Genomic DNA, 16054 nt, shown 5'->3' on the forward strand with positions numbered 1-16054 from the left:
AATTTTCAGCCGTTTTTCTACAATGCCACCGCCCAAAAATTATATCTGTTAAATTTTGATTTAAATTATAAACTTCTTTGTTTTGCGCGGAGGACACGGAATCAATCTGCTTCGTAGTCCTTTTTTGTGGGCTTATGCTTAAATATTCGTTTAAACTCCTCGCCGTTATCAAATCTGTAATAAATCAGACCATATTTCTTTGAAATTACAAACTTATCAATCCTAATTTTAACTGTATCTACCAAATGAGGTATATAAATGGCGTTGGTAGAATCAGCAATAACACAGTTGTGATATATGACTGAGTCCATTTCAAAATCACATTTTTTTAATGGAATATAGCCATAATTCCTTATTTCATCTGAACAAAAACGATTTAGTTCAAATGATGTCCAAAGAGAATCGTCATCTACATATTTTTTTATGCCAAACCAACCGGAAAAAGTCGTATTAGCCTGATGTACATTCAATTCATAACTTGCACATGCCTCGTATTTGTAAGAGCCGTTTGCGCTGAAATAAAATCTATTTGTAGAATTGGCAATATTAACTCTGTCATAAGAAAGGCTTGATGTCTGTCCCCTATTGGAAACAAACTTTGGTGAAGGATTGCGGCTATAACATTGAACCCAGCCTAAATCATCTTTTGACAGATGCGTCATCCGAAAATAGACACAGTTTGAAAGACACAAAAGTGATAACAGAAAAAAGAATACAACTTGCTTCATAGATTTAATTTTTTGGTTTTAAGGCATCAACGACATCAGCAATACTGTGCGTTGGAAGATACCCCGTGCAAATAGGAATTATCATACCGGGAGGTCTCATGCCACATAAATTCTGAATAGTACTGATTGGGTCAAGGCATATATTGAATCCTAATATAGGATTGCTTGTAGAGATATAATTTACGACTTTAACAGAATCCTAATGGCATGGCGCTACACCTTGCGATAAGGCGCAAGTTAATGATTATTTGGCTGTCAGCCAAATAATTTCGGATAAAATGTATTGAGGTAAGGACAAAAAACGAAAAATATTGGTGGCCTATCTGTATTGAGGGTCACGGTCGGGTGAATTCTGTCTCTTTTCTGGCGACAGCTTTTGTAAAAGATGTGCGCAGCAGTATTCGCTTTGAGAGTGCAAAGGTAGGAATTTTCAGCCGTTTTTCTACAATGCCACCGCCCCCAATTTATATCTGTTAAATTTTGATTTAAATTATAAACTTCTTTGTTTTGCGCGGAGGATGATTTTATCATCCCAAGGAATCCTTTCTCCCAGCAATACATATAATGCTTATCAATTCCGTATGTATTATAAAGATATTTGAATGTCTTGGGGTCCGCACCTACCACCAGATATTGTTTGATATAGTCAATATCTGCGCACCCCTCGCTATCAGCTTCCCACCAGTCTTCGCAAATGGCTGATATAGGGAAATATACATGGTTTTTGTCCTTGGCATATTTGCAATCCTTTGAGACGACAAAAGACCTCGCATCTATTTTTTTCAAAGGTTTAGTATATTTTATACAGCAATTTATGTCTTCGACTGTCGTGCCGTATATTGAATCACCAACCCTGAGAAACCAGCCTTCGCGATCCATGTCATTAAGCGGACGCCACTGAGCTGTATCGTTCACCTCGTCATATCCTTTATGGGTATGTAACACCCATGCAGATGTTCCCAGAAATAGGATTATCATTAATAAGTCTATTTTTTTCATGATTTTATAAATTTAGTACGTTATATAGTTCTATAAATGGTGCTTTTGAAGTAAATCGTAATCTTCTGACAGTTGAGCTATTTTTATTTAACTCCCCATCATTATATTGTTGTATAATCCAATTAAGTTGGTTTACGTTAAATTCTCTTCCATTGCCATGACGGGTTTGAGTCATAATATTATTATTCCGATTAGGAATATAGAGTGGATTCTTTATATCATTGGGATGTATTAATCCGCCGGTATGTCCTAGCTCATGTGCAATACTACGATTATTTTTTCCATTTAAGGTCATATTTACTACATTTACACCAAGAGCAATTGTTAAACCATTAGGAATAGAATTAGCAAGTGTAGTGCTTTTTTCAAAATATGATTGATCAACAATTGCAAAGACGTGGTCTTTGTGCTCTATTTCCTCTATAGAGGTTGCGACCCTGATATCAGTTGTTATAGAAACCATATATCCGTCTCCATTCATTTTAAAGACATCCTCAATTTGAGCTGATATTGCTTGTCTTACAGCTGTCATATCGAATTTCTCACTGCTTGCATTATAAACCACGCCTGAAATTTTTATATCTATATGGAGCATGTTATCTTTGTCACGGTAGGATGATATATTCCATTCATTACCACTTGGGTCCGTCATATTCACGGGATTTCCTGCGCAAAAAGCGTAAGGTGATAGCCAAGGGTATTTCTCGTTGCAAGCGTCCCATGATGTAAAGGCCGGGATGGCAGCATTATAGCGTCGGGCATGGAAGTCATACTCGTTCAAACCGTCAACGAGCAGGCGCTCGTTTCCGCTGAACATGAATGGAATCTCTTTTAGCTCCCTCCACGGCTCGCCGTAGGGATAATAGTTATTTTCTGATGTAATTTCCGGTATAGAATTGATTATCCCGGTATTATTACCTTGATAGTCCGTGATGTAATAGTGCGGAGTGCCGTCCTGATCGAAATATCCTCCGGGAAAAGAAGTATAGGTCAGCACCTTATTAGGAATTCCGATTTCCGGGCCAAGCTGACATTCTATCTGGCCGTCACCTCCATATCTTTTAGTTACAAAGGGCTGTTTTCCTTCCATAGAGTGTGGCGTATAGTATTCAGTCGCAAGATGATTGCCAAGACCGTCCCATATATCGCGTTGTTCGTTCCCGCTTTCGAATATTATTCTTACAGGATGACCGTCGTTGTCATATTCTATGGAGGAAATGCCTCGCGTCTCGTCGGCACATACGCGTCCGGATGCGTCATAACTCAACGACATATCAGATTTATTTTGTCCGACACCTGTAATCCCGTCAAATGGAAAAGATTCAGTTGCAGCACTCACAGATTTTATCTGATTGCCGGAGTAGTCAAGCGCCAGATTGTCGAGAATACCAAATGTCTCAATTCCTGCAGCCTTATCGATAACTCCCATGCGTGTAAGTGATGTGATGTTGCCACGGTCATCGTAATCGTAGGTGGTTGTGAAGTCGGCCTCATTCAAGCCTCCTGAGAATCGCGCGGCAGTCAGACGGTTGTTACCGTCGTAGGTATAATCGTATCGACCCTCCGAGAGTAGTTTGGCGGAAATATTACCGTTATAGCGTGGGACTGTGCCGTCGGCATAAAATAACTTCTCAGATCGTTGTGTGCTTCCGGCTATCGTGACTGACGATTTGAGCCAGCCGTTGATATCGTATGTAAAGCTGCGGGTGGCAGTTCCGAGCTTAAGCTCAGATAACTGTCCGAGTGAATTGTAGGCATAAGTCATGGAGGCAGTAGATTCAGCGGACGTATTGCCCTGAGTGGTATTTTTTGATGTCATGCGACCTATATTGTCGTATGTAATAGTTGTCGTTAGTGTTGGCCATCCTTTTGGTGGGTAGACCGATTCAGTCTTAATCGGTTGACCGTCGTAGCCATAAAAAATATTCTGACGACCACGGTTGAACCCTGTTGCATAACGCTGCATAAGATTACCGTCGGAATTATAGTGATACGCCTCGAATCCATTTCCGGTATACACACCGGTGAGGAGGCCAAGGGAACCTCCACGAGAATTATAGGCAGGAAGCTGAGAGGGGGCAGTCCATTTAAATTCATCGTCAAGAGAATTTATCGTGATGAACTGATAGTTGTCATAGTACTTTGCCCATACTATTTGCGCAGATGTAGGGATTCCGGTTATCATATAGCCTGACAACGTACCCGAAAAATCAAGTGATGCTGTCCGGCAGACAGACGCAAAAGTAATGGCCTGTTCGTCAGTTACTGGGCAGTCGACTGCCAGCACGAGACGGTCGGCACGGTCATAGCCATAGAAACGCCATATTCCGGATGCATGGTGAGAGCTATGCTCTGCCACAAGACGGTCAGCCGGATCATAAAGGTAGTGTGCGGCCTTGACTCCGGGGAGTTTCCGGGTGATCATTCGGCCACGAGAGTCGTAGTCATACCAATAGGCGAGCTGCTGCATTTCAGGATCAGTGCGCTTATGAGTCCCCGAGAGTCCTGGGGGAAGGATATAGCGTAAATCGCCATAGTCATCATAGACAAAATTTGTCACAAGTCCGTTTTCTTTTCGAGCCACTATCTGTCCGCGCAGGTCTTTGTAGATCTCAACAGAGAGTCCGTCCTCGTCAATGGTCTCTTCTATTGTCAGTCGTCCTTGTGGATAGTTCCCTTTGGATTCAATCCCGTTGTCAGTAGCTTTGTATCTCATACAAGGATGGGAGATGCGAAGCTGATTTATGTGATATTTTACTTGTGCAGATTTGTTCTCATTGTGCCATGGGCTGCCGGAGCGGATTGAGGAAGCAGGAAGTGCTCGCTGTGATGGCTCGTAGGAGTAGGATGTGTATGAATAGTCATCTCTGTAATAACTGACTGCTGTGTTTTTTATGTCTTCTGCCAAAGGATTGGTGGATGACATTGCTACGGAAACCCACTTTCGGAGTGGACGATCCATTATGTCAAATTCGGAAAGAGATGTCAGGTAAGTGCCGTCAGGCTGTTGATCCTGAGTAAGCCATGGCCTTCCGAGACCGTCAAAAAATTCTGTCTTGCTGAAACATTTTTCTTCGGAAGAGTAGAATGAGGATGCGATATTGCTTGTCCCATCCTGATTTATATGGTAGGAATGACGTGATTGGATTTTATTGTTAAGAAACGATTCGGTCAGACGGCCACTTTCATCGTATGTGAAGCGGTATGTGGTGCCTGACGGGATTGAAAGCGATGTTACTCCAACGAGATGTTCCCAAGCAGCCTTACTCATCATGAGTCCGGAACCTGTAATCATCTTCAGTGGGTTACCGTAGATGTCTCGTGTCCATTGCGTGAGATTTCCGGATATTGAGGTATACTTGATTAACCAGCCTTTGGTGTTGTACTCATAAATACCATTATTCCATCGCGTGTTTCCACGCTCTCTCCATATCCTCGTAGGCCTGAACGTGGAGCCGAATTGAGCCATCTCCATGCTGTAGCCAATGGTGCTTGTTCCGAACGTTTCCCTTATCCCTGTTACTATACCACAGATATTTCTGGCTTTCATTTTCATGTCGATATCAGTGTTGAAACAGTCGTTGTAGGAAAATTCGGTCTTTATGCTGTCTGTGCCGTCGGATATTACTTTGGTGGTAATCAGATTTGTTCCGGGTAGATATTCGTAGCGTTCGTTAACGACTCTTTGAAGATTGTCAAAATAGTACGTGACCTTTTTACCAACTAATTGTTCACTACAAGGCTCAATTGAATAGTCAATGCCTTCGAACCACTCCATCTCGTCTCGGTCTACTATGCGAGCATCATTAAATTCCGACGAAGGATATTCTCCTTTTTCATACTGCCACCCCATTAGCCGTAGCACTTTATATTTTTCGGGACCGAAATCCGGAGCGTAATCTGACGGATAAAGATATAGGCATTTTCTCTTTACGGTAAAATTGTCAATCGGGCCATGATCATAATCATTTTTTAAGGTGTAGAAATTTTCTGTTTTTTCAACTGCTGTATAGCCTGATGGTGACGACTTGTAGACTGTGCGGGAGGTTTCAACAGGCCCTTTTGAGAATGCATCATAAATTACACATGGGTAAACCTCTCCCCATAGCCTTGAAACTACATTTTTTTGAGTGAGTTTTTCAAATGTGTACTCGGTTTTCCCTTCACTGTCAATTTCAGTCACGTGGTCATACCAGATGCTATAACTTCCGTTTTCACCTGTAAGATAATCTGAATGAAGATTTATGGCAAGACATTTGTCGATTGTGAGAAAAATAGAGTTTGAGCTATACCTTACACATAGATGTGGTGATTCAGTAATAAACGTATGCAACCCTGGGACAGCCGTAACTATTGCCATTCCGTCGCCATCCTTGCCATAGATATATTTCTTCACTCGACTTTTGGCGTCGGATGATTCCTTCATGGTGATGCTTGTAACCCGTAGGCCTCCACCCTCAGAGAGAGGCTCTTCGTTGACAATATACCGGTTCACCCAGTATGGTATCTTCTGTGGTTTAAACTTATGTGTTTCGTATTCCCATTCCACACTCCCTCCAGTCGGATAGGTGGCTTTAGTGAGAATGTATGCTTTCAACTTTTCTCTGTTGATGGATCTGTCTGCACCAATGATGACTTCCCCTTTATTGATGCCGTCTATAGTCTTGATGGTTGGGCTTAGAATGGATCTGTTATCTTTGCCGTTGTAAAATCCCCACCAGTCAATCATAGTTCCATGTATGAATGTAGTCGGGTCATATTCAAATGAGTATCTTTCTGAGTTCTGAATGAGAACACTTGAGAGAAGTGCGTCATTTTTCTCATGAGCAAACACAGCGGTATAGACGATGGTTTTTCTATTGTTGGTTATGGTCATTGTTTCCATCATGCCGTCATTGTAAATGCATTCCAGTTTGCCACCAGGGAATGTTATTTCATTCAGATCATGTGTGTTATTTATCTTATTCAATATACTTTCACGTGTACTTTGTGATGTATTGATGTGTGCAAACGGATGATTGGTTACATTATAATACATTGTCGTGGAGCCATGCGCTAAAACACGGTTACGGTAATGGACCACAGGTTGCCAGTCAATGGAAATCTCACTCCCAGATTGGAGGGTTATTGAGGTCAGTAGCCATTCGGTACGCATGTTGCCATATCCAATCCGTTCTCCGGATAATCCGAAATTGTAAGTGATTCCTTTGGGGTCGGTAACTTTTATGTATGACAGAAGCTTTCCACATTCAAACCTGTACTCATCACAGTCCACACCATATAAAGTTCCATTCTGATAAATCATTACAAGGGTCTTGTCTACGAGATATATTGTGAATATATCCCTCTCTGTATCATATCTTTTGTCATAAAAAGTATTTCCAGTAGCCCCATCCATTGTAACGCAGGCATATCCTTTCTCATAGTTCTCTATCACAAAATTCTCGCCTTGGTCACCAACGAATGTAAAATATTCATCTGGACGCCCTTTGATTTGTCTTGATATGCGCATCGGAGGAGTCAGAACCCACCCGTAGCCGAACGGCTGCGGGTCATCCGTAGGTTTTATGCCGTTTGATCTATATTGGAGCGAGAGAGGGAGCTTGAAATCCTCAACCTCTATAGTGTAAGGTGGTATCGAAAACACACAAGCCCCAGTGACAATAGATGAGGATGGCATCATCACCTGTCTTATAGCCATTGTACGTGGGGATTCAGGCCATACACTCTGTTCGGGTAAAGGCACCTCTACATCGTTAGAGGCATACGTCATTGGAACTGATTCATCTGTCAGTGAGTCAGGTGGCATATATTGTTTCGACGTAGTGTCATTTATATCTGCAAGAGAAAAGAAGGATGAAAAAGATATGAGAAATAAAAAGAATATAAGACGATTCATGGTAAGATTAATTAAGATTGTGTTCAGATATTAACAATAATCTTTCGGTCCGTTGGGGTGTCAGCAGATATAGTTACTATATATTGTCCTGATGATAAGGAAGGAAGCCGTATTTCTGTGTTCTTCCCCTCTGCCATAACTTCTATCGGTTCAAGGTGAAAAAGACTTCCCTGAAAGTTGGATATATATAGTTTTAGTCTGGTGTCAGATGGGAAAAAACCGTTGATTCTTATAACGTTGTTCTCATAAGTTATATCTGCATTATCAAGCGCTTGTTGGATTTGAATGCCTCTGACCGTTTCTTCATTGATAGGCAGTTCCGTATGGTCAAGCAAATAGGTATATGTTTTTGATGATATTTCTTTCCCACGTATAGACTCCTTTTTTGTAGTCTGCATTGCCACAGGGAGTATGTCACCTTCGACAAACCATCTTGTCCGTGTTATATCCTTGGAAACCGATGATTCGGCCGACAACGAATCTCGTCCTATGTGAGATTTGAACTCTCTTGTCTCGGTAATTGCTACTGCTGGAATAATACAGTTGTCTTCAAGAATCATTACTCCTCTTACAGGCAGAGAACACTTGTAACTTCCTTCCTGTCCCAGTTCGAGTGTATGGTAATAATGTCCTTTCTCAACGCTTAGTTCCTCACCTGCAAGCCATATATTGCCAAAGGCTGAAGTTGGCAACAGATTCTTGGAAAAAGCCTTATGAAAACGAGACTCTTCTCCAAGATATAGGTTTGAATCTCCCCTTATGGCGTACCATTGACGAACATTGTCCCAAATTTCAGCGATGAGGCTGTCGCCATATAGACGATAGAATGGAGAAGATTCAGATTGTGATATTGAGGTAAAATACCATTTGTTACTCTCAGTATCGACCGTATTGGCCTCCATTGAGAGCCAACGATCAGTATTTCCGTATGCGTTGACAACGGAAATCACACACAAAAACACTATTATTTGCACTGCCCTTTTCATGGAGGGCAATTTAATGAATATTTGGCTATTAGCCAAATATTTCAGCTTAAAAACTGATGATAGTTATGAAAATTATAATATTGGTATTATAGTTCGTTTTTGGAGATGGTGAATTCTGTCTCTTTTCTGGCGACAGCTTTTGTAAAAGATGTGCGCAGCAGTATTGATGCGACAAGCAGAGCACCTGTAAAGCTGTAGTACACTCCCAGATTGTGCATGTCAAGATACTTTGCCAATAGCAACAACAACGGTATGCCGACTATCAGATAGCTGACTATCGAAATCCATAATAGGGGTTTGACTTCCGATGTCCCGCGAAGGGCGTTGGCGTATGTAAGCTGTATGGCATCGCCATACTGATAAAGAATCAGCGGGGGAATCAGCGTCAGAGCGACGGCTATCACTTCCGGGTCGGGAGAGAATGTGTGTATGAGGTGACGGCCTCCAATGAGGAATATTAGCGAGGCAATCGTGGCAAGGAGTATGTTGAGGTGCATTCCGGCTGACGTGATGCGCTTCATACCGGCGATGTCGCGCAAACCGGTGTAATTAGCGACACGGATTGAGGTCGCCACTCCGAAACTCATATAGGTCATGAAACCGAGCTGAGATATGGTGTTGACCACCTGATATGACGCAAGCTGTATTTTTCCGAACCAGCCGGATACGATTGCGCCAAAGCTCCAGAGGAAGCATTCGACTCCGCTCTGAATCATGACCGGATAGGATGTGGCCCATACTTTACGTCGTATCTTTCCTGAATCGGCAGAGCCTTCGCGCAGGCCGGTAGTATACGGGCGGTAGCGGCGCGAGAATATTATGAACAATACGATGCCGGTCATTGCCACGTAGCGTGCCGTCATTGTGCTTAATCCTGCTCCGACAAGTCCCAGTTCGGGAAATCCGAAATTACCGTATATAAGTGAATAGTTGCCTATGATGTTGATTGCATTGGCTCCTAATATCATCCACATGGGAGTGGCCGTGTCGGTTGTTCCGTTGGCGGTCTGCTGGCAGCAGTTGAACACGGCCATCGGCAGAAGTGTCGACAGGACTATGAGATAGTATTGTCGTATAAGCGGCAACAGTTCCTCTGGCTGCCCGAAACGGTCAAGGAAAAAGTAGAGGCCACCCATGACAGCTGTAAAACCGGCAGAGACAAGTATGTTGATCTGCAGTCCGCTTCGCAGAGTCACTCCTACAGTGTGATTCTCTCCTTTGGAGTAGAGCGCTCCGATTATCGGTGTCATTCCGGCTGCGAAGCCAAGCTGCATGACCGTGACAATCATAAACAGAGAATTGACAAAAGCGGCTGCTGCAAGTTCTTCCGTTCCGTAAGCTCCTACCATCATAGTGTCAGCAAAACTGACCACAATAATACCAACTTGTGTCACGAGGACCGGGAGTCCAAGACGCCATAGGTTCTTATATTCAACCTTATAGGATTTCCAGAAGCCTGCTTTATGTTTTAGTGCCGATGGATTCATAGATAAAATATGACAGTTAATCTTGATTATGGGGTGCAAAGATACAAAAAATTAACCGTCAAAGCCTTATATAAGCTTAAGAAGCTTGCCCGGTTTCAGAAAATCGCCAATGGCTGGGTGTCGTTTTCATGAGGATAGCTGTAAGAATTCGCCACTATATATTAAATGTGTAAATGTGTAGACAATAAACACTCCCCATAGTCTTGAAACAGGCTATGGGGAGTGTTTATGTCGCTATGATTACCGGCAGTTTATTGTCAGCTCATAGAATTTTTATATGTCTTAGGCTTCCTGAGCGATTTTCTTGAAGTCATCGAGGCTGACGGTCTGCTTGTCGAGGCTAACGGCGTTTTCGATGGCATCATAGAGCTTGGAAGTGAGAACCTGCTGGGTGAGCTGGTTGCGGATCTCCGCCTTTTCGAGCTGTTCCTTGGCGTAGCGGGTGATGATTTCCTCGTCGATACCGGCCATGCCGTACTGAGCAAACTGACGGGCGGTGAGGAACTTGGCCATTTCAAGGACTTCATCGGCTTCAACCTTGATTTCAAGAGCCTTGAGAAGGTTGGTTTCGATGATTTCATGCTTGATGCCGTTTTCCTGAGCAGCATAGGCTTCATCGGGATTCTCAGCTTCTGCGAAGAAGAGTTTCTTGATGGTCTCTGCGGGGAGGGTCATAGAACCATACTTCTCCATCATAGCCTTGTCGAACTGGTTGCGGAAAAGGATGTGGCTGTTCTGCGAAAGCTCATTGGCAATCATTTCCTTGACGGCAGCGCGATATTCCTCTTCATTGTGAACCTTGTCTTCGCCGAAGACCATCTTGTAGTATTCCTCGCCGAGTTCTGCGGGCACGCTGACGATGATTTCAGAAATTGTCATTTCGAAGTCGCCCTTGATGTCGCCTGCGATAGCCTTGTCAACGTGGAGCATGGAAGCGAGTTCGCCTGCATCGCCGCCTGCTGCTTTCCAAGGATTGAAAACAACTTTGTCGCCGGGCTTCTTGCCAGCGAACTTGGCTGTTTCTTCCTTGTCCTTGAAGTAGAGGGGGAATACAATGCCGTCGGTCACCTGAATTGCACCTTCTGCTTGGCTGACATTGCCGTTTTCGTCAAGCTGCATGATAGCACCCTTGACTACACCGTCTTCTGTCATTTCCTGACCGGGCTCCTGCTTACCGAAACGCTTGCGCATGTTCTTGTCCTGCTCGTCGATCATTTCGTCGGTCACTTCGATTTCATAGAAAGGATAGTGGTCGTCCTTAGAGGGCTTGATGTCGAGCTGTGGAACGAGGGCAAGATCATATTTGAATTCCTGATCGCCTTCTTCGAATGCCTCCTTGATTTCAACGGGCACCGGGTGACCCATCACGGGAAGATTGTTTTCAGTGATGAAATCAACCACTGCACGATAGACGGTGTCATTGATGACATCGCTTGTCATCTGTTTGCCGAAACGGCGTTTGAGTTCGCCGAAGGGCACGTGACCCTTGCGGAATCCGGGGATGGAGTGGGTGCGGCCAAGCTCTTTGAGTTTCTTGTCACATCGTCCTTATAGTCGTTTTCTTCAATCGCCACGGTAAGACGGACGTCTACGGGTGAAATCTCTTCCTTGGTAATTTTCATTTGGTAATGTATCAGTTTTTTATTAATATTTACTCTTTTCAGCGCTGTCCCTACGGACTGCGTTCAATCAAGGTGCAAAATTAACAAAAAATTCCCGAAAAGCAAAGATGGTCGCTAAAAGGGGTGTGAAAATTCATTAAACACACGTTTTTTACATAACTGCCACTTTGACAGCGTTTGAGTCGACAACGACAATGTAGATGCCCGGTTCAAGGTGAGATTCGGTTGGAAGGCTCATGCCGCTGAGCGTATATATTGAGAACGAAGTGTAGGGGCTGAGCACTCGGATGTGGCCTCCGTCGGTAACGACAACAGGACGTGATGCGGCTTCGCCATTGGTGATGATGTCGGTTATTCCCGATTTCGGACCTGAGACGTAGACAGCAAAAGCCCCGGCAGGGAGTGTAATGCCGTTGGCTGTCATTGATGGTGTGACATCGGCGCTCGCGGCGACAAGGCTATATTTGTTGTCGGAGAGGAATGCGGTCGTGCCAGTGGCGGGATTGGTCGGGAAAGGTATTGTCGCGCTTTCAGTCACTTTGGCAGAGGCCGGGTTGACCACAAGGTAAAGTTCAGAAGTCCCGTCGGTCAGGGATATGTAGCGGGCTGTGGTAGAGCTAAGCTCGACACCGGCTGTCGCATTTTCACGGAAAAGTGCAGGATAGTCGGCGCGGATGCCACAAAGGGCCTTGAATGTGGCGAGCAGACCCTGACGTGCAGGCGACGAACTGATGTCCCAAGTAACTTTCTTAGGGCTTGTATCGTTGCCGGAATTGTTTTTGGTGGTCTGGTTGTTGGCTATTTCTTCAAATTGCCATATCATGTGTGCGCCGGGCGACAGGAGCATCTGGGCGGCCATAGAGCCGATGCGCTGGCAGAGTGCGGTAAAATCGCCTTTGACCACTGATGTGCCGCTTGTTGTCCCGTAGGCCACGCGCTCTTCATCGTGACTCTCGGCATAGCTGACGGTCGAACCCCATAGACGGTTGCCGTCTTGCGGTGCATAGAATCGGCTCAGAGATGTGTCGCCTGTGCCCATGACATAGTTGCGGGCACTCCAGTTGACGTTTGCCCAGTTGATTTCGCCGTCGCGTGCCATGTCGTTTTCCTCTTCGCTTCCGGCAAGATTCTCGTTGATGAAGTAAGCATCAGGATTAGTGAGCATCATACTTTTATGGAGGGCTTTCATGCGGGCTACACGTGTGGCGTTGAAACGGTTTGTATTGTTGTCGTTCGGAGTGCCCCAAGTGTTGGTGGCAGCGTCGAAGGTGTTGCCGTATGAATCGTTGTTGCCGAGTCCTTTCACAAGGTCAAAACGGAAACCATCGACCTTATAGGCCGTCATCCAGTAGTCGAGAGCGTCGCGCCACTGTTGCTGCACCAGCTCGCAGTCCTGATTCCAGTCGTTGAGCACACTGTAGGCATGAGGTGCAGAGCCGTTGTAGAACGGTGAGATGTTGCGGCGCACCATGTCAAACCACGGGTGTGCCCCGTCGCTCTGGTTGAACACGATGTCGAGAATCACGGCCATGCCTCTTTCGTGAGCGCCGTCGATGAGTGCACGGTAGTCGTCGGGAGTGCCGTAGGCTTTGTCGGGAGCCATGTAGAAGTTTGTGTTATAGCCCCATGAGTTGTTTCCTGCGAATTCCATTATCGGCAGCAGCTCGATTGCGTTCACTCCGAGTTCTTTCAGATAGTCGAGTTTTGAAATCACACCTTTAACAGTGCCCTCGCCGAGCGCTTTGCCTTCAGTGCCTGTAAAGTCTCTGATGAGAAGCTCATAGATGATAAGGTCGCTTTGCGGGACTCCTTTGAAGTCGGTCACTTTCCAGTCGTAGACATCGCGCTCGCTGTTGAATATAGCCAGAGGCACGCCGGTGATTTTTTTAGACGGATATGCCGGAAGGCCGGGAAAGACTGAGCTTGAAATATATTGGTCGTTGTTTGGATCGAGCACAAGACGCGCGTATGGGTCTCCGACATTGATGCTGCCGTCTATATTATAATAATATATGTAGTCCTTTCCTTTTTCAAGATTGTCGAGCGTCAGCCAGAAGTAGCGGTTGCCGTTGTAGTCCTGATAGTTCATCACATATTCCGGAGCTGCGGTATAGTCGTTCCACGAACCCATCATGACTGCATTGGTCTTTCCGGGAGCGGCGATGCAGAATGTCACAGAACCATCGGCATTGATTTCCGTTCCCATCTTGGGTGTGCCGCCGGATAGACAGCTTCTTTTGATGCGGGAAAATTCTTGGGGAATACTTGTACGAATATGTCGCCTCCGCAACCGGTCTTGCACTCTGAACTGCCGTCGGAGTTACGGAATACGAAAGCAAGTTTCTCGATGTTCTCATTGGAAGCCGTGATGTTATAATATTCGCGCAGGTCGGGAATGCGCATTTCCCATGTGAACGGACCGGTGTATGTGAGCTTGTATTTCTCGGTGTTTGTACCCCAAGTGGGTGCATTTTTCCACTGTCCGTCGCTGAGGTTGGTAATGACACCCGTATGGGCGTAGATGCCTGTAGAAGCCGAAGCGCCGACAAGACCTCTGTTTCCGCCGTCAGAGTGAAAGGTGATTACAATGTCTTTGGAGTCTTCAGTGATGATTGCCGGAGAGGTCGTGATGCTCTGCGCGGATACGGCGACGCTTGCACTTATGGCAGACATCGCCCAAAGGTGGCGTAGATTTAATCTCATGTCTGGAAAGATTGTTAAGAAATGTTTAATTGAAAAGAATGTCTTGTAGGTATGATGTATGGAAATGTGTGTCGTGGAGGAGAGATGGAGTTTCGTTGCAAATAATTTAAGTAAAAGGAGAGTGGGAGAGACTGTTTTTCAGAATGGAGCAGGTCAGATGATCATCGGGTCAAAATCGTCGGCTGCTATGTTGTCGGCCGATTTCAGAGCGTGGATGATGTTTTTGAGATTTTCCATATATCCGATCACCATCGAGCCGGTTGCGGCCGGTGTTAGTCGGAACATGGCGCTGAGTTCGGTATTGCTGTGCTTACGTCGGTAGGCACGGATGGATTTCAGTATATCCTGTGCTTCGTCAAGTGCTTCTTCCCGTCGGCCGAGGCGCACGAGACTCATCAGGAACGGGAATGATATGGCAGGGAGGAAAGGCCACTGGCCTAAGCGGTATTTCGCATGGTAGAGCCTGACGACATCTTCAAACCGAAGGGCGAAATAGCACACTTCGAGCATGAACGCGATGTCGTTTTCAAATCCTTTTATTTCATCATAAGTCAGGCAGACAAGGGCTGCCGATCCAAACTGCCCGTGGACAACATGCCCGCGCGCCCATTCGACAGCATCTTTTTCGGTTATGAATCCGGCCGATATGATGCTGCGCACGTATGGTTCGGCTATATTGCGGTCAAGGACAAGAAGCACGTCTATGGCCAGACGGGAGTGTAAATGCTCTTTGAGATATGATGTCAGCATTGCTACGGCCTCAGTCTGACGGCCACACTCGATAAGTGCGGCTGCATAGGTCGAGATGTCCGTCTCCTCGGCTTCTGACGATTCGATTACTTTGCCATAGATTGAGGCGACGACTTCCGGTCCGCGTTCGAGTCGGTAGAGGGCTGCGCCTTTTATGCGTAGCGCCATTATCGAGCTCGCGTCTATTGCGAGTGCATATTCTGCTGACGAGAGCGCTCCTTCGTAGTCCTCGCGGTTTATCTGGACGGTCGCAAGACGCAGCCAGAAGTCGAGGGTAAAAGGTTCGAGCATGGTAAGTTCCTCGAAGAGCTGTGCGGCAGTTTCAAGGTCATCGTTTTCTTCGGAACGGTCGGCGAATTCGTAAAGGAATGTCTGTGGATAGGAGCACTTTGACTGAATGCGTTCGCGGTTTGACTTCAGCCAGTCCTCAAGGTGCATCTCCATCGCATAGTCAGTGAACTGTATTATCTCCTCATCTTCAAAGTCGGTTGTGGTGTCAAGAATAGCTTCGAGTTCGGCAATTATTTCCTTAGAAGTCATGCTGAGGTCTGAATTGCGGGCACGCAGACTTAACAGTTTGTTAAGGATACCTTCCTGACTGACGCGGTTGTTGAGTTCGGTCGTCACTTCGACATCACCGAATGAATAGTATAGCCATGCACGGCGTGTGGCCAGAGCTTCGCTCTTGGGATAGTGGACAGCTCCGTAGAGCAGCACCTCCATCTTTACGATATAATTGTCATAGTCAGATGCGTAGTCAAAGATTTCCACAAGGTCTGTTTCGTCGAAAAAAGCCTCTGTGTTGCCTCGTTTGACCACTTCTGATTCAAATTCTTCGTATAAGTCGCGTCGGTCGTTGCGTTCGTCCATGTAGATGGTT

At 45.4% G+C, this 16054-nt stretch carries 10 protein-coding genes; all 10 read right to left on the reverse strand.

What is annotated here, in order from left to right:
* Positions 1 to 101 precede the first annotated feature (101 nt).
* The gene (locus tag E7747_RS08745) at positions 102 to 728 is read right to left on the reverse strand and encodes a hypothetical protein (RefSeq protein ID WP_136415471.1); all 627 of its coding nucleotides are present in this window, start codon (positions 726 to 728) and stop codon (positions 102 to 104) included.
* 255 nt (positions 729 to 983) lie between these two features.
* A complete protein-coding gene (locus E7747_RS08750) occupies positions 984 to 1727 on the reverse strand; it encodes a DKNYY domain-containing protein (RefSeq protein WP_136415472.1) in 744 nt (247 codons plus the stop codon).
* Between the two features lie 4 nt (positions 1728 to 1731).
* Positions 1732 to 7536: an RHS repeat-associated core domain-containing protein gene (locus E7747_RS08755; RefSeq protein WP_168185296.1), complete on the reverse strand. Its 5805-nt coding sequence runs from the start codon at positions 7534 to 7536 to the stop codon at positions 1732 to 1734.
* A gap of 113 nt (positions 7537 to 7649) precedes the next feature.
* Complete coding sequence (locus E7747_RS08760; protein ID WP_136415475.1) at positions 7650 to 8612, reverse strand: hypothetical protein; 963 nt, start codon at positions 8610 to 8612, stop codon at positions 7650 to 7652.
* Positions 8613 to 8698: 86 nt separating this feature from the next.
* Entirely contained in the window at positions 8699 to 10099 is a 1401-nt protein-coding gene (locus tag E7747_RS08765; protein ID WP_136415477.1) for an MATE family efflux transporter, read from the reverse strand.
* A gap of 282 nt (positions 10100 to 10381) precedes the next feature.
* Entirely contained in the window at positions 10382 to 11602 is a 1221-nt protein-coding gene (locus E7747_RS08770; RefSeq protein WP_136415479.1) for a trigger factor, read from the reverse strand.
* The gene (locus E7747_RS08775) at positions 11536 to 11721 is read right to left on the reverse strand and encodes a hypothetical protein (RefSeq protein WP_136415481.1); all 186 of its coding nucleotides are present in this window, start codon (positions 11719 to 11721) and stop codon (positions 11536 to 11538) included. The genes E7747_RS08770 and E7747_RS08775 overlap by 67 nt, the downstream gene beginning before the upstream one ends.
* A gap of 151 nt (positions 11722 to 11872) precedes the next feature.
* On the reverse strand, positions 11873 to 13927 hold the full coding sequence (locus tag E7747_RS08780; protein ID WP_136415483.1) for an alpha-amylase family glycosyl hydrolase: 2055 nt from the start codon (positions 13925 to 13927) through the stop codon (positions 11873 to 11875).
* Positions 13894 to 14424, reverse strand: a complete 531-nt coding sequence (locus E7747_RS08785) for a hypothetical protein (RefSeq protein WP_136415485.1) — start codon at positions 14422 to 14424, stop codon at positions 13894 to 13896. The genes E7747_RS08780 and E7747_RS08785 overlap by 34 nt, the downstream gene beginning before the upstream one ends.
* A gap of 153 nt (positions 14425 to 14577) precedes the next feature.
* Complete coding sequence (locus E7747_RS08790) at positions 14578 to 16044, reverse strand: tetratricopeptide repeat protein (protein ID WP_136415487.1); 1467 nt, start codon at positions 16042 to 16044, stop codon at positions 14578 to 14580.
* Positions 16045 to 16054 lie beyond the last annotated feature (10 nt).

The organism is Duncaniella dubosii (assembly GCF_004803915.1).
GTDB classification, from domain to species: Bacteria; Bacteroidota; Bacteroidia; order Bacteroidales; family Muribaculaceae; genus Duncaniella; species Duncaniella dubosii.